Genomic DNA, 22834 nt, shown 5'->3' on the forward strand with positions numbered 1-22834 from the left:
TTTATATTAATCTGTCTGATTACTTTGTAATTTTTCTTTTTCTTCATCGACTAACTTCCTTCTTAATATCTTTCCTACCGCGGTTTTTGGTAGTTCATCTCTAAACTCGTATAACTTAGGTACTTTAAAGGCTGCTAAATTTTCCCTACAGAATTGATCCAACTCTTCTTCAGTTAATTCAACATCTTCTTTAAGTACAATATATGCTTTTACTGTTTCTCCACGATATGGATCAGGTATACCTGCTACAACAGCTTCCTGGATTCCTTCGTGTTCATAAAGTACTTCTTCAACTTCTCGTGGGTAAATGTTAAAGCCACCAGCAATAATCATGTCTTTTTTACGATCGACGATATAAAAGTAACCATCTTCATCCATGTAACCCATATCACCAGTGAAGAACCAACCATCTTTAAGTGATTGCTCTGTTTCGTCAGGTTTATTCCAGTAACCTTTCATTACTTGCGGCCCTTTAACTGCAATCTCTCCTACTTCACCAACTGGCTGTTCTTCATTTGAATCAGCATTAAATACTTTAGCATCAGTATCTGGCCAAGGTACCCCAATCGTACCTGCACGTCTGTTTTCCCAAACGAAGTTAGCATGAGTTACAGGTGACGTTTCTGTTAATCCATAACCTTCAACTAATCGTCCACCCGTCACTTTCTCAAACTGCTCTTGAACTTCGACTGGTAATGGTGCTGATCCACTAATACAAGCTTCGATTGAAGATAGGTCATATTTAGTTAGTTTAGGATGGTTTAATAAACCGATATATATTGTTGGTGCACCCGGGAATAACGTCGGACGCTCTTTATGAATAGCTTTTAACACATTATCAACGTCAAACTTCGGAATAAGTACCATCTTTTGTGCCATCATGACAGATAGAATCATAACTGTTGTCATACCGTAAACATGGAAGAACGGTAAAATACCAAGCACTGTCTCTTTCCCATATTCCGTTTTGTACAACCATTTTTGACACATTTGCGTGTTAGATACTAAGTTACCATGCGTTAACATGACACCTTTAGGGTAACCTGTTGTACCACCCGTATACTGTAGTAAAGCTAAATCTTTTTGTGGGTCAAGATCATGCTCTTCATACTCTACTGTTGCATCATCCATAATATTAGTCCATACATGTGTATCGCCACCATGTTCAGGTTTTACAACAATGCCGTATTCTCTTTTTTGTAAAATTGGTTGTACGACATTCTTTGGAAACGGTAAGTAATCTTTAATTCTAGTCGTAACCACATGTTCTAAATCTGTCTCTTCTCTGATAGCGTTTACACGCGGAAGTAAAATATCTAAACAAACAATAACTTTAGCTCCAGAGTCTTTCATTTGGTATTCTAATTCACGCTCTGTATAAAGTGGGTTCGTTTGAACTACAACCGCTCCTGCTAATAACGCACCATAGTAAGACATCACAGCCTGTGGTGTATTCGGTAGCATAATGGCTACACGGTCACCTTTTTCTACACCAAGACTTTGTAGATAGTTTGCTACTTTTCTAGCCGAATCAAATAACTCTTGAAATGTTAAGTCTTTCCCTAAAAAATTGATTGCCGTTTTGTCTGGATAGTTTTCCGTACTCTCGACTAAATAGCTTTGTAACGTCCTGTTGTCATAATCAATCGTCTGTGGGATTTCTTCTGGGTAATGCTTTAACCAAGGTTTCATTACTTCAACCCCCATGAAATGACATCCTCCTTTAAAACTATATTTATAAATATTATAAACACAAAAATTATCAAATTTAAAACATTATTTAAAATTATCTGAACATAATTTGGTCAATTTTGCTCAGAAAGTATGTCTCAAGCCTTACTTTAACTACACCTTTTAATTAAAAAAGAAATTTTGAAAAAGCTCTGTTCATGACGACAATTGACTTCGTGCTGATTAAACATTGTTAGTTTTAATCAAATCAAAAGTACGACATATAACAGAGCTTTAATTGGTTACTATATTAATTTGCGATTAAAAAGATGACACCAACGATTATAAATAATGCTGCGACGACCCATAATACTTTCGCAAGTGTTTCCATGATCATTCCCTTTCTAACATGTTATGACATAACAACTGATTTTAGACTATTTTAACTTTAAGATTGTAACACCTGTTCCACCTTCATTTGCACTTGCAAATTCATTACCTTTAATCGAACGGTGCTCTTTCGCAAGCTGCTGTACACCTTTCATTAGCGCTCCTGTACCTTTACCGTGAATGATTGATACTTGATGATATCCAGCTAATAACGCATCGTCGATATATTTTTCTAACTTATGAATAGCATCTTCATAGCGTTGGCCTCTAAGGTCAAGTTCGGGTTTGACATGAACTTGACTTCCTTTGACTGTTGCTAACGGTTTTGTCTTCACTGGTTCAGGACGTTTAACGAACTGAAGCTGGTCTTTAGACACCTTCATTTTCATAATTCCTAATTGGACTTCATATTCCTTTTCATTAACTTGCTCAACAATGTGCCCATTTTGATTAAAAGTAGCTACATGGACTTCATCACCAGGTAATAATTTTTCGTTTTTCTTTTCTGTTTTAACTGATTGATTGGATTTTTGATCTGTTTTTAGCTGATCTTTTTGTTCCTCAAGTTTTTTTCGTGCATCGATAAAGTGGTGTTCCTTAACGGTCGCATCTTCTTTTAATTCTTTTAACTCTTCTAATATTTCTTTAGATTGTACTTCAGCTTCTTCGATAATTTTTTGAGCTTTCGTTTTTGCCTTCTCTTCGTACTGTTCCTTTTTATTTAAATACTGGTTATACTCATGTTTTAATGAGTCTTTAAATTGTTCTGCCTCAGCTAAAATAGAAGAGGCTTTTTCATAGTCACGCTCTGCATTATGTCTCGATTGTTCTAGTGATGCGATCATATTTTCAACAGACCGGGAATCGTCACTAACCATTGATTGTGCTTGTTCGATGATTTCATCTTTCAATCCTAATCGTTTGGAAATATCAAATGCATTACTTCTTCCAGGGACGCCTAAAAGTAAGCGGTAAGTCGGCTTTAAAGTTTCGACATCAAATTCAACTGAAGCATTTGTTACTTCATTACGATTATAGCCGTAAGCTTTTAATTCTGGGTAGTGAGTTGTAGCAATTACCCTTGCATTATTCGATATGACAAAGTCTAAAATTGACATCGCAAGACCTGCACCTTCTTGTGGGTCTGTACCTGCTCCTAGCTCATCGAACAACACTAAAGAATTGTTGTTAACTCGATCTAAAATATCAACAATGTTTGTCATATGGGATGAGAAAGTACTTAAACTTTGTTCAATTGACTGTTCATCTCCAATATCAGCAAACACATGGTCAAAAACAGCCATCTGACAGCCATCTAAAGCTGGCACTTGTAATCCCGACTGTGCCATTAATGTGCAAAGTCCTACCATTTTTAATGTCACTGTTTTACCACCAGTATTTGGCCCTGTAATGACAATTGCTGTGAAGTCTTCTCCTAGCTCTACATCGTTGCTGACAACTTCATCATCAGCAATTAACGGATGACGAGCTCGTCTCATATGAATGATACCGTCTTCGTTCATTTCAGGTTTTGCTGCTTTCATACTTCTTGATAGTTTAGCTTTTGCGAACATAAAATCAACCTGTTGCAATGCATCTACATTTTGACGTAGAAACTCAGCGTCTTGTTCGATTAAACCTGAAAGTGACACTAAGATTCGTTCGATCTCGTGTTGTTCTTCGACTCGAGACTCCTGTAATTTATTATTTAGATCAACAACTGATTGTGGCTCGATAAAAAGTGTCTGACCAGATGAAGATTGGTCATGTACAATACCACCAAAGCTACCGCGGTATTCTGATTTTACAGGAATTACGTAACGCTCATTACGAATGGTTACGATCGCATCTGAAAGCATTTGGCTTTTAGATTTCGTATAGCCTTCTAAACGGTCACGCACTCGACTTTCATATGAACGAATTTGTGAACGAATTGTACGTAACTTGCTCGAAGCACCATCCATGACTTGACCATTTTCATCTATGCAACTTTTAATAGAACGCTCTAAATTATTTAAGTTAGAGATTTGTTCACACCATTCTTCTAAAATTGGTATTTCAATCTCTTCTTCCTCTAAAGTATCAACAAACTTCTTTAATTGTTGACCACCATAAATCGTACTTGCGACCTCTAAACATTCTGCAGCTGATAACATACCACCTATGCTCGCTCGCTTAATGTGGGGTCTAATATCACTAATCCCCCCAAGAGGCACATGGCCTTTTAAGCGAAGAACTTGCACACCCTCATCTGTTTCTTCATGCCATTTCTTCACTTCTAATAAACTTGATGACGGTGTTGTACTAGATGCAAGTTTTTTACCTATGCTTGTCTCAGCATGTGTCACTAATTGTTCTATAATTTTTTTAAATTCTAGCTGATTTAATATTTTATCGTTCACTAACCTCACCTTTTTTCTTTCGTAAGAAGTGTTGGAGATCTTCAAAATCCCATGTGTTAATGACTGTATCTTTCTTAATCCAGCCTTTCCTTGCAGCTTGTACCCCAACCTTCATATCTTGTAACATGCGATAATTGTGAGCATCTGTATTAATAGCAATCGTTGCCCCTTGTTCTTGTGCGACTTGTAACCAGCTCCATGCTAAATCAAGTCTGTTTGGGTTGGCGTTTAATTCAATTATCGTATTATTTTCAACTGCTAATTGAATAAAACGTTCATAATCGAAAGCGTACCCTTCTCTTCTACCAATTAAACGACCAGTTGGGTGCGCGATCATATCAACGTATGGGTTTTTAATAGCATTTTCTAAACGAGTCATAATTTCTGCTTCGCTTTGGTTAAAATGAGAATGAATAGAAGCAATGACAAAATCCATCTCACTTAAAAACTCATCGTCGAAATCTAAGTCACCATTTGGTAAAATATCCATTTCAACTCCTGATAAAACTTGTATATCATCATACTTCTCATTCACTTCAGCAATGGCCTCACGTTGCTTTCTTAGTCTCGTTTCGTTTAAACCATTGGCGACTTGCAAATACTTTGAGTGATCGGTAATCGCCATAAATTGATAACCGTAATCGCGGGCTTTATTAACCATTTCCTCAATCGATTGTGCTCCGTCACTCCAAGTCGTGTGCATGTGAAGATCACCTTTAATGTCTGGTAAAGATACGAGTTGAGGAATTTCAGCCTCAACTTCTTCACCTGTTTCACGTAACTCGGGTGGAATGTAGTCGACACCTAAAAACTCGAAAAACTGTTCTTCAGTTTCAAATGTGTGAACTTCGCCCGTCTCTGAATCTTCAATTCCATACTCACTAATTTTATATCCTTGTTGTTTAGCTAGACGTCTCATTTCAACATTATGGTCTTTAGATCCTGTGAAATGATGTAAAGTCGTAATAAATGCTTCAGGCTCAACCATTCGAAAATCAACTGAAATATCCCATTCGCCAGAAATAACGACTGTTACTTTTGTTGTCCCCTTAGAAACAATTTCTTTAACATTTGCTAATTCTACTAATTGATCAGCGACATGCCCAGCTTCATTCGTAGCTATAATATAATCTAAGTCTTTTACGTCCTCTCGAAGACGACGAAAGCTCCCAGCAATAGCATAACGTTGTACGCCATCAGTTGTCTCAAGTTGAGCACTAATTGCTTCGTATAATGGGATTACCGAAGAAATAGGTAATCGTTCTGGTTGAGAGCCGTAATCTTCAATTGCCTTTAAAATCTTTTCTACTGATTTCTTTCCAAAACCACTTAACGCTTCCACTTGACCGCTTTCACAAGCTTCTCTTAATGTTGCTCCATCGACTACACCTAATTCATGGTACAAACGTGAAAGCTTTTTACCACCTAAACCTTGTAGTTTTAATAAAGGTATTAAACCTTCTGGAACTTCTTTTGCTAACTCATTTAAAGTTTCAGTTTCTCCACTTTCAACAAATTCTTCTATAACTGCTTTCGTCCCTTTGCCAACACCTTGTAGTGAACCGAAATCATCTATTTCACTTAAAGAGCGGTCATCGCGCTCTAACGCTTGTGCTGCTTTACGATAGGCAGATATTTTAAAAGCATTTTCACCTTTTAGTTCTAAGTAAATTGCAATTGTCTCTAAATGTTTAATCACTTGTTTTTTATCCATAACGTACCACCCTTAACTTTTAAATCAGTACTTACAACAAAAGAAAAGAGGTTAACCCATTGTGAGCAAACCTCTCAAAACACACTTAATCTTCAAACCAAGCACTCTTTATCATATCAGATAACAATGGCGTATTTTCGATCATAAATGATGCGATCGACGAATCTTGGATGAAGTCTTGAACAAAATCCACTGAGACTAACGATAGTAAAAACAATACAACAAAAACAATGACATACATTTCAATTAATCCAAATATCGACCCTAACAAATTATTGATACTACTTAAAATTGGAATGTTAGAAACGAAATCTAACATGTTTGCTAATACTTGCATTAAGATTTTCACAATAATAAAGATAATAATAAATGCAACACCGTTATAAAAAGCGTCAACTAGTCCACTTCCACTGATTAATGTTCCCCAAAAGTGCTCATCAGCTGTATTCGGATTTGGAATCCAAAGCTCAAGCAAACCTGCTAAATCTTCATAATATAAACGTGCTACAATAAAAGCAACAACAAAGCCAGCTAAATGCATTAACTGTAAAATAAAACCTCGTTTTAAACCGATTAAAAAACCTAAAATTAGTAGAATGAGTAGTATTATATCAAGCATAACTATTTCCGATCCTCTTTCCTCTCTTTTTGTACAAGTGCATCATAATCTTGTTTTAACTTTAAATAATCGTTCATCGTGTTTAATGCTGTCAAAACAGCTAATTGCGTCGTATCAAATGAAGGCTTTGAGAATTGTATTTCATCCATCTTCTGGTCAACAAGACTCGCTACCATTTTTATCTGTTCTTGAGATTCTTCACCTACAACTGTATATTTTCGTTTATGTACTTCTACAGTAACTTTATTTTTTTCAGAATCAGACATCAAGTGGTCCTCCTCAACGTTATTCTAAACCATATAGTAACACGTTTTCATCTATTTAGGGAAGTACTCTGGCAACGTGCGAACCTTTATTTCTAATGATATACTAAATAATAGTTCGATTCCAAAGGAGATTTTTATGGGACAAACAGTTATAAAAGTCGATCAACAAACGTTAGATCGTATCGAAAAACATTATGCCAATAATAAAACAAATAAACAACCACCGCACACAGTATTTGTCGCTAAACAAAACGGCTGTACAATAACCGCCTATACTTCAGGGAAAATTATGTTTCAAGGTGCAACTCATGCAGAGGAAGCATCACACTGGGATGTTAACCCGGAAACTAAAAAGAAACAACATACTATTTCAAGTGCTTCAAAAGAAGTGTTATCGCTTGATCATATTGGTTCAGATGAAGCTGGCACTGGTGATTATTTTGGGCCGATTACAGTTGGTGCCGTTTATGCAACTGAAAAACAACAAGCTCTATTACGCGAGTTAGGTGTTAAAGACTCCAAAAGTATGAACGACAAAACGATCACATCAATTGTTAAAGACATTTTAAAAACAGATATCGTTTATAGTACTGTAACACTTCATAACGAAAGGTATAATAAACTCAAACAAAAGAATTGGTCTCAAGTTCGAATGAAAGCTTGGATGCACCACCATGCTATTCAACATGTAATCAATAAATTAGATTCCACTAAACATAGTGGTATTGTTATTGATCAATTTTGTGAACCTGGTGTCTATTATAATAAGATTAAAGCTTCTAACGACACACCGCATTCTAACATTACATTTCTAACGAAAGCTGAAAGTCAGTCAACGTGTGTTGCAGCGGCTTCCATGCTCGCTCGCTACCGATTCGTGCAAGAGATGGACAAGTTATCAAAAAAAGTTGGGTTTGAGCTGCAAAAAGGCGCTTCGAACAAAGTCGACCAACAAATTAAACGGATTATACAAACGAAAGGCGAGCCGTTTTTAGACGAGATCGGCAAAGTCCATTTCGGTAATACTCAAAAAGCTAAAAAAATGCAGTCGTAATCGTCTAATAACGTTACGACTGCATTATTGAACTATTAACCTCTTAAAACAGCATTATACTCAGATTCTAAATGTTTAACAATTGATTCTCTTGCCTCTTCAATTTCTTCATCTTTCAACGTGCGTTCATTATTTTGGAAAATAAGGTTAAAGGCAATTGACTTCTTACCTTCTTCCATATGTTCACCTTCATACACATCAAACACTTTGACAGAATGGAGATGAGGTTGTCCTTGTGTCATAATTGCCTGCTCTAACTGTGCTGCAGGTACATCTTGAGTTACTACAAAAGCTAAGTCTTGCGCTATAGCAGGATACTTCGTAATAGGTGTATAGCCTTCTTTAGTATTTGAGCTTTCTAAAATTGCTTCAAGATTTAAATCAAACACGTAAGTTTCTTGTAAATCATGTTCTTTTTGCACTGTAGGGTGTACTTGACCAATATAACCAATAACGTCACCGTTTAATTTCACAACAGCTGTACGTCCAGGGTGTAATTCTTCTAGTTGGCCACGCTCAAATTGGGCACCGTCAACCGCCAAGTATTCTAACAACCCTTCAACGATTCCTTTTAGAGCAAAGAAATCAACAGGCTTTTTCACACCTTGCCATGGATGATTTTCCCATAAGCCTGTAACAGCAGCTGACACTCTAGTTCGTTCCTCTGGCTGCGTACCTTGACCATTAATTTGAGTATAAACAGACCCTAATTCATAAAGCCCAACATTATATTGGTTACGAGCGACGTTGTACTGTAAACTAGCTAATAGTTCTGGGATCGCACTTAACCTTAAGTGACTATGAAGATCACTCATTGGCATAGCTAACTGAACAGGTGTAACATTTAAACTTGCTACATCAGGGCTCATAAAACGTTCTGCATTTCGTTCAGTCGTTAATGAGTAAGTCACTGCTTCATAAAGTCCTGTTGATTGTAAATATTGATGGACTTGACGTAACAATTTCTGGTGTTGTGTTAAGCCACCTTGTCTCATCTCGCCTGTAGGTAACGTATACGGAATATTGTCATACCCATATAAACGCGCAATCTCTTCAATCATATCTTCTTTAATTTTAATATCTTGTCGACGTGGTGGTGCTGTCACAGTAATCGTTTCGCCGTCGACTTCATAGTCAAATTGTAGACGATCAACAATACGCTTCATTTCATCTAATGAAATTTCTGCACCAATTCGTTGTTCCATTTCTGATTGACTGAATGACACTTGATCGTGCGTCCAGTCTGTTGAACCTTCCTCGACGATCGAACCTAATACTTTGCCGCCACCAACTTCAGCTAATAATTGTGCTGCACGGCTTGTAGCTTCTTTAACGCGGGTAATGTCTAATCCTTTTTCAAAACGAACACTCGCTTCACTACGAATGCCATGTTCCTTAGAGCTTTGTCTAATGGTTTGTGGGCCGAAATAAGCCGCTTCAAGTAGAACTGCCGTAGTATCTTCTTGAACTTCTGAGTCTTCTCCACCCATTACACCAGCAATGGCATGCGCTTCTTCTCCATTAGTAATAACAAGGTGATGACTTGATAACGAGCGCTCTTCACCGTCTAATGTTTTAATGGTTTCGCCTTCTTTAGCTAAACGGGTAACGACTTTTTGTGATCCAAATCGGTTATAATCAAATGCGTGTAGCGGCTGGCCATATTCTAATAAAACATAGTTCGTCACATCGACGACATTGTTAATCGGACGAATACCTGAACTGATCAGTCTATTTTGTAACCATAATGGAGATGGTTTCACTTCAAGGTCTTTAATAATCCAAGCTCCGTAATACGGGTTAGCTTGTTCGTCTTCAATCTCAACATCAATGTAATCACTTGATTGTTCTTGATCTTCTTTAACATTGACTTCAGGTAATTTAACATCTTGATTGTACATCGCTGCTACTTCATAAGCCATGCCGATCATGCTTAAACAATCTGAACGGTTTGGCGTTAAGTCAAATTCAATAATTGAGTCATTTAAGTTAAGTAGAGGAGCAGCAAGCTGACCTGCTTCAACATCATCTTGAATGACGTAAATACCGTCTTTGAACTCATCATCAATATACTTCTCGTCTACACCTAATTCTTGAAGAGAACAAATCATACCCTCTGATGTTTCACCACGTAATTTTGCTTTCTTAATTTTAAAGTCACCTGGTAGAACAGCACCCGGTCTAGCTACAATGACGTATTGCCCTTCTGCCACGTTAGTAGCACCGCAAACGATCTGTGCCGTTTCACCATGACCAACATCGACTTGACATAAATTTAATTTATCAGCATTAGGGTGTTGTTCGCACTGTGTAACATAACCTACAACTAAATGTTCACTATCCATTGTCGGTGGGAATACTTGCTCAACCTCCACACCTGTTTTCGTAATATCTTCAGCAAGTTGATTAACTGATACGTGATCAATATCAACATATTGTTTTAACCAATTCGTCGAAACAAACATCTCAATTTTCCTCCTTTATACGCGATGGAATTGTTTTAAGAAGCGCACATCATTTGTATAGAAATGACGAATATCTTCAATACCGTACTTCAACATAGCAATTCGCTCTGGCCCCATACCGAACGCGAAACCTGAATATTTTTCTGGGTCAAAGCCAGCCATCTCTAACACATTGGGATGAACTAATCCTGCACCTAAAATTTCAATCCAACCTGTCTTCTTACAAACTGAACAGCCTTTACCTGAGCACACTTTACAAGAAATATCCATCTCTACAGATGGCTCTGTAAACGGGAAGAAGCTTGGACGTAAACGAATTTCACGTTCTTCACCAAATAAATGTTTTGCTAAAGCATTTAAAGTTCCTTTTAAGTCACTCATACGAACATTTTCGTCAACATAAAGCCCTTCAATTTGTGTGAATTGGTGCGAGTGAGTCGCATCATCTGTGTCACGGCGATAAACTTTACCAGGACAAATGATTTTAACTGGGCCTTTACCTTCATGTTTATTCATCGTTCTCGCTTGAACTGGTGACGTATGTGTACGCATAAGTAGTTCTTCAGTAATATAAAAAGAATCTTGCATGTCACGTGCTGGGTGACCTTTTGGTAAGTTTAGTGCTTCAAAGTTGTAATAATCTGTTTCAACTTCTGGCCCTTCTGCAACTTGATACCCCATACTCGTAAATAGATCTTCAATGTCACGAATTACATTCATTAACAAATGTGACCCGCCAACTTGTGTTGGTTTACCTGGAAGAGTGACATCAACCGTTTCTTCTTGAAGCTGCTTTTCAATCGCTTCTTCTTCAAGCTTTGATTTTTTCTCCTCAATCGCTTCAGTAATGACGTCTCTTACTTCATTAGCTAGTTGGCCAATAACAGGGCGCTCTTCTTTCGATAATTTCCCCATCCCTTTAAGTACTTCTGTGATCTGACCTTTTTTACCTAAATAATGTACTCTTATGTCTTGTAAAGCTTGTTGATCAGTAACTGTTTTCACTTGGTTCAACGCTTCATCTTTTAACGTTTGTAAACGTTCTTTCATCTTAATATCCTCCTTTACTTTGAACGAACTCGTTTAATAACATAAAAAACTCGCCCCCTATAGAAGGGACGAGTTATTACCGTGTTACCACCCTAGTTGGTATATAAAATTTCATACCCACTCATTTTTTGTTAACGAGGTTATTCCCCGGGACACCTTTACTGCTAGGCAGGTCTAAGTGCCAGCTCCTGAGTGAAATTCATCATTCCGTACGAATTGGAAAGCTTTCAGTCAATGACTTTCCATCCCTTTATATCGTATAAATCGGATGACTACTTTGCTCATTCCTTGCTTTTAATATTCACTTCATCTAATCATGTATTATAGATAACTTTAACATAATTATCAAGTAGCTTGTGAAAAATGATACAAAACAATGCTTGTTGCTACACCGACATTTAACGATTCACTTTCATGTGCGATTGGAATGTAAACTGTTTCGTTAGCCCCATTGATTAGTTTTGAATCAACACCTTCACCTTCATTTCCAACAATTATAGCATAGCTTCCATTTGGATTAACATGTTGTAATGGCATTGCTTGATCATCAAGGGCAGTAGCATAAATGTTAATATTATGCGTATGACAGTGTGCCACCCACCGTGACAGGTCACCCCCATTTATGACAGGAACATGAAACAAAGCACCTTGAGTTGCTCGAACGACTTTATCGTTATACAAATCAACAGAACCTTCTCCTAATATAACCGCATCGACATTAAAAGCTAATGCACTTCGTATGATTGTTCCAACGTTACCTGGGTCTTGTACAGCATCGACAAACAAAAACTTTTGTCCCAGCTCTTGCTCATCATGTGTTTGTTGTTTTACGACTGCTAAGACGCCTTGTTGGGACTCTGTTTGAGCAATTTCATTAAGTACAGCTTTTGTCACGAACGTTAAGTTATAAGTATTCCATCTTTCAGGGTAATCAACCCCGTCTAACACAATCAATTCATCAATGGTCCAATCACTGTTTATTGCTTCTTCTATGAGGTGCCAACCTTCAATTAAAAATAATCCTTCTAGATCACGATTCTTCTTTTTATGTAGTTTTTTCCAATTTTTTACGCGTTTATTCTGCTTAGATTCAATTAACATTACATAAACTCCTTTTATTCGTATATATATCATACATACTACATAGAAGTTTGGTCAAACTAAAGGTAAATGCGAGAATAGAGGTGTTCATATGGACTTAAATTTAAGAAAAGCTATTCAAAATAATGTCGCTGGCCATAATGAAGAACAATTAGAAGCGACGATCACTGAAGCAATTCAAAGTGGTGAAGAGAAAATGTTGCCTGGTTTAGGTGTTTTGTTTGAAATGTACTGGCAACAAGCTTCTGAAGATGAAAAAGAAGGCATACTAAATAAGTTAGAAGAAGAAGTTGGGAAGTTGTAATTTCAAACTTATGAAAAACAGAAGTTATATTAAACAAACCCCGAACGAATCATATTTTGAATTCGTTCGGGGTTGACTTTTCTTAGTTAAACGTAATGTTTTCAACTGTTTTTGCGTCTAGCTTTTTGATGACTTCTACAATAAGTTTTACTGCATTTTCATAATCATCACGATGTAACATTGCTGCATGTGAGTGGATATAACGTGTTGGAACTGTAATTGATAATGATGGAACACCATTTGCTGTTAGGTGGATCGCACCAGAATCTGTTCCGCCACCAGCCATTGAATCATATTGGAACGGAATATCATTTTCCTCTGCAGTATTGACTACGAAGTCACGTACACCTTTGTGTGAAATCATAGATGCATCGTATAAAATAACTTGAGGACCATCACCAAGCTTAGCTGCAGCATCTTTGTCTGATAAGCCTGGCATATCACCAGCAATACCAACGTCAACACCAAAGCCAATATCTGGCTTAATAGCATGAGCAGATGTACGCGCACCACGAAGGCCTACTTCTTCTTGAACTGTACCAACGCCATATACTTCGTTTGGATGGTCTTCACCTTGTAATTGCTTTAATACATCAATGGCAATCGCACAGCCAATACGGTTATCCCAAGCTTTTGCGAGTAATAATTTTTCGTTATTCATTACTGTAAAATCAAAGTAAGGAACAACAGAGTCACCAGGGCGTACACCGAATTCTTCAGCTTCCTCTTTACTAGAAGCACCAATATCGATAAACATATCTTTAATCTCTACTGGCTTTTTACGTGCTTCAGCAGATAAAATATGTGGAGGCTTTGAACCAATCACGCCTGTTACATCGCCATTACGAGTTGTGATCGTAACACGTTGAGCAAGCATAACTTGGTTCCACCAACCACCGACTGTTTGGAAGTATAAAAAGCCTTTGTCATCAATTCGAGTGACCATGAAGCCTACTTCATCTAAGTGACCAGCAACCATAATTTTTGGGCCATTTTCTTGACCAACCTTTTTAGCAATTAAGCTTCCAAGATGGTCTGTCTTAACTTCATCAGCATAAGGGTTTATGTATTTTTCCATAACTTCGCGAGCTTCCTTTTCATTACCTGGAATCCCTTTTGCGTCCGTTAAGTCTTTCAGCATTGTTAATTGTTCGTCTAATTTTGCCATGCTGAATCCTCCTCTTTTTTAAATTTTTCGACACCTTGTCTATTATAACGTTTTTACAGCAATTTCTCAAAATTTCTTTAATTATAGAGCAGTTTCTCGGTTTTTAGTAGCCTGATTGTTGGCGATTATGATTTTCTTCGTTTTTGTTAAGGTAAGCTTGTACAACTTCATTCGTAGAGAAGGATAGATGCTCACCAAGAGCTAAATAACTGTTCATTAGCTTCATATAATCATCTTGTGTTTTACTCTGTTTAAATAGCTCTATACACTCATAAACTATATGAAATCCTTCAGTTAATGTACTGATTGATTGGCTATTTTTACCGTCACCATTAAATCGATAACCAAAATCTAGTCCAAGCGATAAAATAAAATGAATGCCATCAACATACTCTTCAAGGATGACATCACGATCACTTGGACCTTTTTGGCTCCAATATTTAAAACAACGCGTTTCATTAGCCAATTCCCCAACTTCAACCTTTAAAGCAAGCACTTTATCTAAGTAAATGTCAGAGCGTGACTGTGGGATGGTATCAAGAATTCTTTCGTCGAGTTGTTGTTGTAAGTCATATAACCGATTCCAATCCAATATAGTTACCACCTTTAATTTTTTATAGATTTATTGTGTCACCTTTCAACATTCGTTGCAAAAAAGTCATCCCATTTTAGTACGATTTCTTTTTTACGTAATAAGTAAAACATCAGTAATATTGTAATTAAAATACCTAAAATATACTGCCATTGTAATGATTGAATCCATTGACCAAAAGTCGTATAAATAATAGCTAACGGTATGTTCGATAAAATCGAAAGCTTTGTGTATTCTTTAAAGTTTCTAGTCATTTCAATAATAAGTAAGGAAATTAGATGAAAATGAATAAATGGTGTAATTCTTAATAAAACAACTTGAGGGATGCTTAATTGACGATGTTGACCGAACATTTTTTCTTTCAACCGACTCATTCGGTCGCAAACAACTGGCATCTTCTGCATCATTAAATAAAACATGATGCTCGACAATGTAATTCCAATCATCGAGTAGATCGCCCCATAAGTAATACCAAAAAACAGCCCACCCATTATGCATATAAAAGCAACAGGGATAAATAAAAAAGGGCGTATAATATGGAACAAAATAAACACAGCAGGTGCAAACAATGCGACATGGTGATCAGCTTGTTGAATCCAAGTCATGATATTTTCCATACTGAGCCCTCCATTATTTAAAGGTATCAATAAACCATATGACAATAGACGAGCCTTTATGACATAGAAAAACTAGAGTAAAATGATCATCCAAGTAATTGTTAATAACGGCATACCAAATTGAAATAGACTATGTTTAGTTTTATGTCGAAAATAAATCATTCCAAACCAAGCTCCAGGTGCACCGCCGACTAATGAAGTGACCCATAATGTTTGTTCTGGTATACGCCACTTTCCTTTTTTAGCGTAACTTTTATCTAATCCCATCATAATAAATGCGATTATACTTGCAACCCCTACTAATACAAATAAAAAGATCTCCACAATTCATCCCTCTTTATCTTAATATAGAAAAAGAGTTGCCCTAATATGGGACAACTCTTTTTAAACGTTTATTTTAAAGCTGCTTTAGCTTTGTCAGCTAGTTCAGCAAAGCCTTTTTCGTCATTTACAGCTAAATCTGCTAGCATTTTACGGTTAACTTCAATACCAGCAAGCTTTAGACCGTGCATCAGACGGCTATATGATAAGTCATTCATGCGTGCTGCTGCGTTAATACGAGTGATCCATAGCTTACGGAAGTCACGCTTCTTCTGACGACGGTCACGATAAGCGTACTGACCTGACTTCATCACTTGCTGTTTTGCTGTTTTGAATAACGTTCTTTTAGAACCATAATAACCTTTAGCTAACTTCAACGTACGTTTACGACGCTGACGAGTAACTGTTCCACCTTTTACACGTGGCATGGTAATCCCTCCTGAATCTTTCTAGTATTTATACGGACCTATTTATAAGGCATTAATTTCTTTAGACGATCTTCATCACTCTTAGCTACTAAGTTGCTCTTAGCTAAGCGACGCTTTTGAGCCTTTGTCTTATTACGGAATAAGTGGCTTGTGAAAGCGTGAGAACGCTTGAACTTTCCTGTACCAGTCTTCTTAAAACGCTTTTGTGAACTTTTATGCGTCTTCATTTTTGGCATGATTTATTCCTCCTTAAATGATGTTGTTGCTCACTTTTATTTTTCGTTCTTTGGAGCAAGCATTAAGAACATATTACGACCTTCCATTTTCGGTTTCGTTTCAACTGTACTTAATTCACTACATGCATCCGCAAAACGTTCAAGTACTTTTTGGCCTAAATCTTTGTGCGTAATTGCACGACCACGGAAACGAACACTAACTTTTACTTTATCGCCCTTTTTAAGGAACTTTTGTGCGTTACGCGCTTTAGTATTAAAGTCATGATCTTCAATCTGTGGTGTTAAGCGTACTTCTTTAACGTTAATAATCTTTTGCTTTTTACGCTGCTCTTTTTCTTTCTTCTGTTGTTCGAAACGGTATTTACCGTAATCCATAATACGAGCAACTGGCGGTTTTGCATTTGGTGCAACTAAGACAAGGTCTAAGTTTGCATTTTCAGCAATGTCCAATGCTTCTTGACGTGATTTTACTCCTAATTGTTCACCATTCACATCAATGAGTCGCACTTCCTTGGCGCGAATGTTCTCATTGAGATTCATATCCTTGCTAATAGTGAGCCACCTCCAAAAAATCTTAGAAAATTAAGGCGTCATTTGACAAGTGACTGTAGAATTTAATTTAGGTATTTAACCACAAAAAAAGTGTCGGTACACATACGGCACCCACACACACTAATTTCATTAATCTATACGTAGTCATGACGTATAAATAGAAAATTAATCTGACCTGTCAACTGCCAGAAGCGTCAATCAGGTGAGAAGCGGGTGCTTCTACTTGTCTTTAATTCGCCTTATTTAATTACCTTACCTAGTATAACGAGTACTCACATTAATGTCAAGCACTAAATAAGGCAGCCCTCGAATAAGGCTGCCTCAAAATTATAGCTTACGATTATTAATTTCGTCAACAATAGATTGTGTAAATTCGTCTAATGAGATTGTTTCACTGTCTTTTTCACTGTACTTACGAATATTAACCGCTTCATCATTCATTTCATTGTCACCAAGTACAAGAGAGTATGGGATTTTTTGTGTTTGTGACTCACGAATTTTATAACCTAGTTTTTCATCACGAACGTCTAGTTCAACACGTACTCCTGCATACTGTAATTTCTCTTGAACTTTTTTCGCATAATCCATATGTGCTTCTAGTGAAACTGGAATAATACGGACTTGTTCTGGTGCTAACCAAGTCGGAAATGCACCTTTGTATTCCTCAATTAAGAAAGCGACAAAACGTTCCATCGTTGAAACAACACCACGGTGAATAACTACAGGGCGATGTTCTTTACCATCTTCACCAATGTAAGTTAAGTCAAAGCGTTCAGGTAAATGGAAGTCTAACTGAACAGTTGATAGAGTCTCGTCTTTTCCTAGTGCTGTTTTTACTTGAACGTCTAATTTCGGTCCGTAAAATGCCGCTTCTCCTGTTGATTCAACGTATTCGACATCCATCTCTTCCATTGTATCTTTTAACAGCGCTTCAGCTTTATTCCACATTTCATCGTTGTCCACATATTTCTCTTGGTCTTCTGGGTCACGATAAGAAAGCCTGAAGTAATAATCGTTAATACCAAAGTCTTTATACACGTTTTGGATCAATTGAACAACACGCGTAAATTCCTCTTTAAGCTGATCTGGTCTAGCAAAGATGTGTGCGTCATTTAATGTCATACCACGAACACGTTGTAAACCGGCTAATGCGCCTGACATTTCATGGCGGTGCATTGTACCCAATTCAGCGATACGTACAGGTAGATGACGGTAGCTGTATAATTGGTTTTTATAAACCATCATATGGTGTGGACAGTTCATCGGACGAAGAACTAAATCTTCGTTATCCATCTCCATTGTTGGGAACATATCCTCTTGATAATGATCCCAGTGACCACTTGTTTTATATAGGTCAACACTACCCAGTACTGGTGTATAAACGTGGTCATAACCTAAACGTTCTTCTAAGTCGACAATATAACGCTCAATTGTACGACGGATTGTTGCACCTTTAGGTAACCAAAGAGGGAGTCCTTGACCGACCTTTTGTGACACAGTAAAGATCTCTAGTTCTTTACCTAATTTACGGTGGTCACGCTCTTTTGCTTCTTCTAAAAGTCTTAAATGCTCTTCTAACTGACCTTTTTTCTCAAACGCTGTACCGTAAATACGTTGTAGCATTTTATTTTTACTATCTCCACGCCAATAAGCTCCTGAAATTGATAGTAGCTTAAAAACTTTAATCTTACCTGTATGCGGTACGTGGACACCACGACAAAGGTCAAAAAATTCGCCTTGTTCATAAATTGATACTTGCTCACCTTCTGGAATATCATCTAATAGTTCTAGTTTAAGGTGATCTCCAACTTCTTCATAGCGTTGTTTTGCTTCGTCACGTGATACTTCAACTCTTCTAATTTCTAACGCTTCATCAACAATTTTTTTCATTTCTTTTTCGATTTTAGGCAGATCTTCAGGAGTAATTGTTTCCTCCATATCAATGTCATAATAGAAGCCACCTTCAATTACAGGACCGACTCCTAATCTTATGTCACTTCCGTATAGACGTTTAACAGCTTGAGCCATTAAGTGAGCTGTTGAGTGCCTTAACACTTCTAACCCTTCATCATCACGATAAGTAATGATTTGAATTTCGCCATCTTCATGTAGTTCAGCCTGTAAGTCGACCATTTCACCATTAAACTTTCCGGCTAAGGATTGCTTTTTAAGGCCGGAGCTAATCGAGCCAGCTATATCTTCAGTCGTTGTCCCTTTTGGAAACTCCTTAGCATTTCCGTCTGGGAACGTAATTTGAATTAGATCACTCATACTGCTTCCACCTTTCTAATTAGATTATAATCATGAAAAACAAAAAACACTCGTCCCTAATCATATAAAAGGGACGAGTGTTATACCCGTGGTTCCACCCTGATTCTGCAAAATGCAGCTCTCAAGAAAGTCGTTAACGCCGACTTACGTTCATTGCTAATATTGTAATTAAGTTCACAATGAATGCTCAGAGGTGGTAAACAATTTGTCATGCTAGAAAGCTCGCAGCCAAGGCTTCCTTCTCTGTAATGCTGTTTCAAACTGCTCTTGTCCTCATCAAAGCATAAAACGTATTTATTATATTATGTACGTATTATAACGATGTTAACAAGGAAAATCAAGAGCTTTCTTTAGACAATCAAATTAATACTACCTATTTAAAAATATTTTTCATTTCCTGAACGTAAGGAAACTGGTTAATAGGATACAAACAAACTCTTTCTTGGAAGATATTCATTACACTATAAATTTCATGAATCCGATCATTTGAAGCATAAACATCTACTCGTTCTGGCGCAATCGCCAAAAGCTTCCCAATTACTTTCGTTTGGTCCATTATTTCTTGAAAAGGTGTTGTTGCTGATGTAATAAACTGGTCTTGAATTAATTTCCCGTGATCATCAAATAAAAGCACTTCGTTCTTATAATAAACGGTCACATGTTTATAATAAGGCTCTTGTCCGTCAATAAAACTTCTTAACTGCTCCATTTGATCTTGAAAATGCAGTTCATCTTGCCATTCTTCAATACCAAACCCAACAATTTCTAGCCAGTCATCTTCTCTTAAAAATAATTCATTATACATGTATTCCATGTTGATCTTAGCGACATCACCTTGTCCATAAATAAAGTGTACTAACTTTTCGTATAATGAATCATTTAACTCGCTATGCAACATTTTTGGGGCGGTACTTAAAGAGACAACGAATGGAATAATTTGCTCAATTTCATCGTCATCAAAATAATAAGTGTCTCGTAAAATCTTTTGTGATATTTTAGGCACATAAGCCTCTAAAATAAACGGGAAAATTAAATCAACTAAACTTGTCCGTTTAACAAATAAGAAATTGGACAACCAAACGAAATTCTCATCCAGTCTAATTTGGCCTTTAAAATTGGCCGCTAATAAGTACAAGTAGAACTGTCTAGCTTCTTGCTCGTTTCTAAATAAAAATGCTGTTTCTTTCACTCCACATCCCTCTTTCATAGAACAAGGTAATACATTTTATGAAAGAAAGAGCGGAAACATGAAAAAAGCGACCAAAATTATTGGTCGCGATGATTTTGGCCAGTAACTTCAACGGGTTCACTTACTTGCCTAATTCTCTCCATAATCCTTGCAGCTTTAAGTTCTTCAACGTCTCCACGACCTGCTTTTGATAACATTGATTCTAACTCACTTAAGTCATAATTTGATGTAAAAAATACAGGCAGACGTTCCATCATTCTAAATTGTAGAATCGCACCTAACACTTCATCACGAAACCATGGTGATAAAAATTCAGCACCAATATCATCAAAAATTAAGACTGACGCGCGTTTAAATTGATCGATCTTTTGATTAATCGTTGAATCAGTAATAGATGCTTTCATTTCTCTAACGAACTCAGGCATATAAATTAATAGCGTATCGATTTGCTTTTTAGCTAATTCATTAGCTAATGCAGCTAATAAGTAAGTTTTACCGACACCGAAACTTCCGTGTAAATAAACACCCTTTTTCGGTGGGGTGTCGCCACTATCTTCATAAAACTGACGAACCTTTTGTAGCGCTTCTTCTCTTCCGTTTGCTTCCAACTTAATTTGCGAAAAAGTGGCATCGTGAATCTCTCTTGGCATATGCAAACTTTGGACAAAGGAGCGTTGTTTTTGTAACTGTAATTCTCGCTCTTTTCGTTGGCATTCATGATAAATTAATTTAACTCTTCCATTTTGTACACGAGCTTCTGGTACATAGCCTTTCATGACGTTAATACAACTATCTAACGAAGCACACTTCTCACACTTAACTGACTGAGAATCGTATTCATACAACTTCATTAGTTGTGAATCGATCTGTTTTTCAGTTAACTCTGGATGCTCCTTTAAAAAGGCTTTAATGCGATCTGAGGATAAGATCTTTTTCCTCATTTCATTAAAAGAGGTTTGAAAATCTTCATTGTTTTTCAACCAGCTTTGGAGTGCAGACTGGATGTGTTCCATTTAAATCATCCTTCATTCATTGTTTCGATTGTGAAAAGCTTTTAAAAAATGCGGTTAATTCTTCGTTTTTAGCTTCACTATTTTCTGGTGGTTCTTGTTCAGTTTGTTGCTCTGACTGTTGTTGCTTCTGTTCCTTAAACCACTTAGGAAGAACTTCTTTGGATTTACCGGATGCTTTAGACTGCTTTTGTTGTTTTTGTTGCTTCTTTTGCTGCCATGTTTGATACATTTTATGTTCACGCTTAGCCATATCCATAGCAGTTTTTGCTGTCGTAACCCCTTCACGACTCCAATGAGCTGCAATTGTATCAATATAATTACGGTTCAATTTGTTACCATTTTTTCTTAAAACGTAGTGAACTAAAACATTCATGACTGGTTGAGATAGTCCGTGCTCTTCCATTAAGTCAGTAATCATTTCTACTTCTTTCATCGATGCGACACCTGAATTAGAGTGGTCCTCTAACAATTCACGGTGTGTAATTCCGTTAAAGTGTTGAATAATGCGGTCTTCTTTAGACTCTGGTTGATGTTCTACATTTGATTCATTACGTTGTTCTTCAGACTCTTGAACTTGTCCTTTTGTATTTAACCGAGGTGGAACAGACCCGTGTTTTTTATAATAAATATCTTTACACATATCTATGAACTCTTGCCGATCAAACTCAGCATCTTCATTTACTGCCCATAACAACGCTTTTTCTAACTCTAAATAATCAACATCATAAATTTTAATGATCTTTTCCATATAATTTAAATTATGGTTCGTTAAAATGTTTTTCGGTTCGACTTTTTGTTGGGTTAACATTTTATACAACCATTCTAACGGCAAGTCTGTTTTTATTGCTACTGATTCATCTGAGTCTTTTTTCGGTGGTTGCTTCTTATGTGCTACTGTCGTAAATACATCATCAAAATGAAAAGTAACTTCCTCTACAGAAGAGGAGACGGTCGGTTTCGGTGCTAACTTCTTTTGTAATTGTTGATAAACATCTTTTCCGACATGATGCTCTAACAAAACCGATAAAGTCGGGTTTTCAAAAAACTGATAGGCCGATGCTGGACGTCGAATTAAATAATAAAATGTTCTAACGCTTCCTTCTTCCTTAAAAGTTTTTAACAACCCAATTCCTTCTAGTTTTTTTCTTGCTTCATACAAATCATCTAAAGTAATATCTAAAATACTCATTAAATAATGGTGAGAGCTTTGCGATTGTGATGAACTGGAGTCAGCTTCACGCCATAGAGCTTGGAATACTGATACACTTTCCATACCAATTAGAGGTTGATATAGTAAGGTTAAAACAGAGTCAGCATCTTCAAAAAAAGTTGTTTGTTTAATAATCTTGAGTTGGTCATTTGGTAGTAAATGCTTCATCCGTTCTTGCACAATCACCACTCCCTTCTTTTT

Annotated in this window: 21 protein-coding genes and 3 other annotated features; of the genes, 2 read left to right on the forward strand and 19 right to left on the reverse strand. The window is 36.8% G+C overall.

Going from position 1 to position 22834, the window contains the following annotated elements:
* Positions 1-6: 6 nt before the first annotated feature.
* From AHA02nite_RS08060 to zapA, 5 genes are all read right to left on the reverse strand, one after another.
* The gene (locus AHA02nite_RS08060; RefSeq protein ID WP_146816148.1) at positions 7-1707 is read right to left on the reverse strand and encodes a long-chain-fatty-acid--CoA ligase; all 1701 of its coding nucleotides are present in this window, start codon (positions 1705-1707) and stop codon (positions 7-9) included.
* Positions 1708-2108: 401 nt separating this feature from the next.
* A complete protein-coding gene (locus tag AHA02nite_RS08065) occupies positions 2109-4463 on the reverse strand; it encodes an endonuclease MutS2 (protein ID WP_146816150.1) in 2355 nt (784 codons plus the stop codon).
* Positions 4453-6177: a DNA polymerase/3'-5' exonuclease PolX gene (polX, locus tag AHA02nite_RS08070; RefSeq protein ID WP_146816152.1), complete on the reverse strand. Its 1725-nt coding sequence runs from the start codon at positions 6175-6177 to the stop codon at positions 4453-4455. The genes AHA02nite_RS08065 and polX overlap by 11 nt, the downstream gene beginning before the upstream one ends.
* An 85-nt stretch (positions 6178-6262) precedes the next feature.
* The gene (locus AHA02nite_RS08075) at positions 6263-6796 is read right to left on the reverse strand and encodes a CvpA family protein (RefSeq protein WP_146816154.1); all 534 of its coding nucleotides are present in this window, start codon (positions 6794-6796) and stop codon (positions 6263-6265) included.
* Positions 6797-6798: 2 nt separating this feature from the next.
* Positions 6799-7062 carry a cell division protein ZapA gene (gene zapA / locus AHA02nite_RS08080; RefSeq protein ID WP_146816156.1) on the reverse strand — a complete coding sequence of 88 codons (264 nt, stop codon included), beginning with the start codon at positions 7060-7062 and terminating at the stop codon, positions 6799-6801.
* 136 nt (positions 7063-7198) lie between these two features.
* On the opposite strand from zapA, the gene rnhC reads away from it, so the two are divergent.
* Positions 7199-8116 (forward strand): ribonuclease HIII, encoded by a 918-nt coding sequence (rnhC, locus tag AHA02nite_RS08085; RefSeq protein WP_146816157.1) that lies wholly within the window; start codon positions 7199-7201, stop codon positions 8114-8116.
* Between the two features lie 35 nt (positions 8117-8151).
* Here the strand turns inward: rnhC and pheT are convergent, their stop codons facing one another.
* The 3 genes from pheT to AHA02nite_RS08100 form a co-directional block, all read right to left on the reverse strand.
* Positions 8152-10581 (reverse strand): phenylalanine--tRNA ligase subunit beta, encoded by a 2430-nt coding sequence (pheT, locus tag AHA02nite_RS08090; protein WP_146816159.1) that lies wholly within the window; start codon positions 10579-10581, stop codon positions 8152-8154.
* 15 nt (positions 10582-10596) lie between these two features.
* Positions 10597-11631, reverse strand: coding sequence for a phenylalanine--tRNA ligase subunit alpha (gene pheS / locus AHA02nite_RS08095; RefSeq protein WP_146816161.1), 1035 nt, complete (start codon positions 11629-11631; stop codon positions 10597-10599).
* Between the two features lie 61 nt (positions 11632-11692).
* Positions 11693-11929 (reverse strand) — a binding site (T-box leader).
* Between the two features lie 47 nt (positions 11930-11976).
* A complete protein-coding gene (locus AHA02nite_RS08100; protein WP_246118835.1) occupies positions 11977-12732 on the reverse strand; it encodes a TrmH family RNA methyltransferase in 756 nt (251 codons plus the stop codon).
* A 91-nt stretch (positions 12733-12823) separates the two neighbouring features.
* Here AHA02nite_RS08100 and sspI point away from each other — a divergent pair, with 91 nt between their 5' ends.
* On the forward strand, positions 12824-13036 hold the full coding sequence (gene sspI, locus AHA02nite_RS08105; RefSeq protein ID WP_146816165.1) for a small acid-soluble spore protein SspI: 213 nt from the start codon (positions 12824-12826) through the stop codon (positions 13034-13036).
* A gap of 82 nt (positions 13037-13118) precedes the next feature.
* Here sspI and AHA02nite_RS08110 read toward each other — a convergent pair whose 3' ends face one another.
* The 11 genes from AHA02nite_RS08110 to AHA02nite_RS08160 all read right to left on the reverse strand — a co-directional run bounded on the left by AHA02nite_RS08110 (position 13119) and on the right by AHA02nite_RS08160 (position 22813).
* Positions 13119-14204: a M42 family metallopeptidase gene (locus tag AHA02nite_RS08110; RefSeq protein WP_146816167.1), complete on the reverse strand. Its 1086-nt coding sequence runs from the start codon at positions 14202-14204 to the stop codon at positions 13119-13121.
* A gap of 103 nt (positions 14205-14307) precedes the next feature.
* Positions 14308-14796, reverse strand: coding sequence for a dUTP diphosphatase (locus tag AHA02nite_RS08115; protein WP_146816169.1), 489 nt, complete (start codon positions 14794-14796; stop codon positions 14308-14310).
* A 38-nt stretch (positions 14797-14834) separates the two neighbouring features.
* The gene (locus AHA02nite_RS08120; RefSeq protein ID WP_146816171.1) at positions 14835-15413 is read right to left on the reverse strand and encodes a TVP38/TMEM64 family protein; all 579 of its coding nucleotides are present in this window, start codon (positions 15411-15413) and stop codon (positions 14835-14837) included.
* 72 nt (positions 15414-15485) lie between these two features.
* The gene (locus AHA02nite_RS08125; RefSeq protein ID WP_146816173.1) at positions 15486-15737 is read right to left on the reverse strand and encodes a DUF1294 domain-containing protein; all 252 of its coding nucleotides are present in this window, start codon (positions 15735-15737) and stop codon (positions 15486-15488) included.
* A gap of 68 nt (positions 15738-15805) precedes the next feature.
* Positions 15806-16162, reverse strand: a complete 357-nt coding sequence (gene rplT / locus AHA02nite_RS08130) for a 50S ribosomal protein L20 (RefSeq protein WP_017187019.1) — start codon at positions 16160-16162, stop codon at positions 15806-15808.
* Between the two features lie 38 nt (positions 16163-16200).
* Complete coding sequence (gene rpmI / locus AHA02nite_RS08135) at positions 16201-16398, reverse strand: 50S ribosomal protein L35 (protein WP_146816175.1); 198 nt, start codon at positions 16396-16398, stop codon at positions 16201-16203.
* 36 nt (positions 16399-16434) lie between these two features.
* Entirely contained in the window at positions 16435-16938 is a 504-nt protein-coding gene (infC, locus tag AHA02nite_RS08140; RefSeq protein WP_017187021.1) for a translation initiation factor IF-3, read from the reverse strand.
* Positions 16939-17028: 90 nt separating this feature from the next.
* Positions 17029-17181: a sequence feature (ribosomal protein L20 leader region), on the reverse strand.
* A 96-nt stretch (positions 17182-17277) separates the two neighbouring features.
* On the reverse strand, positions 17278-19221 hold the full coding sequence (gene thrS / locus AHA02nite_RS08145) for a threonine--tRNA ligase (RefSeq protein WP_146816177.1): 1944 nt from the start codon (positions 19219-19221) through the stop codon (positions 17278-17280).
* A 66-nt stretch (positions 19222-19287) separates the two neighbouring features.
* Positions 19288-19510: a binding site (T-box leader), on the reverse strand.
* Positions 19511-19594: 84 nt separating this feature from the next.
* Positions 19595-20410, reverse strand: a complete 816-nt coding sequence (ytxC, locus tag AHA02nite_RS08150; RefSeq protein ID WP_170236022.1) for a sporulation protein YtxC — start codon at positions 20408-20410, stop codon at positions 19595-19597.
* 77 nt (positions 20411-20487) lie between these two features.
* Positions 20488-21423 carry a primosomal protein DnaI gene (gene dnaI / locus AHA02nite_RS08155; protein ID WP_146816181.1) on the reverse strand — a complete coding sequence of 312 codons (936 nt, stop codon included), beginning with the start codon at positions 21421-21423 and terminating at the stop codon, positions 20488-20490.
* A gap of 16 nt (positions 21424-21439) precedes the next feature.
* Positions 21440-22813 (reverse strand): replication initiation and membrane attachment family protein, encoded by a 1374-nt coding sequence (locus tag AHA02nite_RS08160; protein ID WP_146816183.1) that lies wholly within the window; start codon positions 22811-22813, stop codon positions 21440-21442.
* Positions 22814-22834: the final 21 nt, after the last annotated feature.

This window comes from Alkalibacillus haloalkaliphilus, from assembly GCF_007991275.1.
Taxonomy (GTDB): Bacteria; Bacillota; Bacilli; order Bacillales; family Alkalibacillaceae; genus Alkalibacillus; species Alkalibacillus haloalkaliphilus.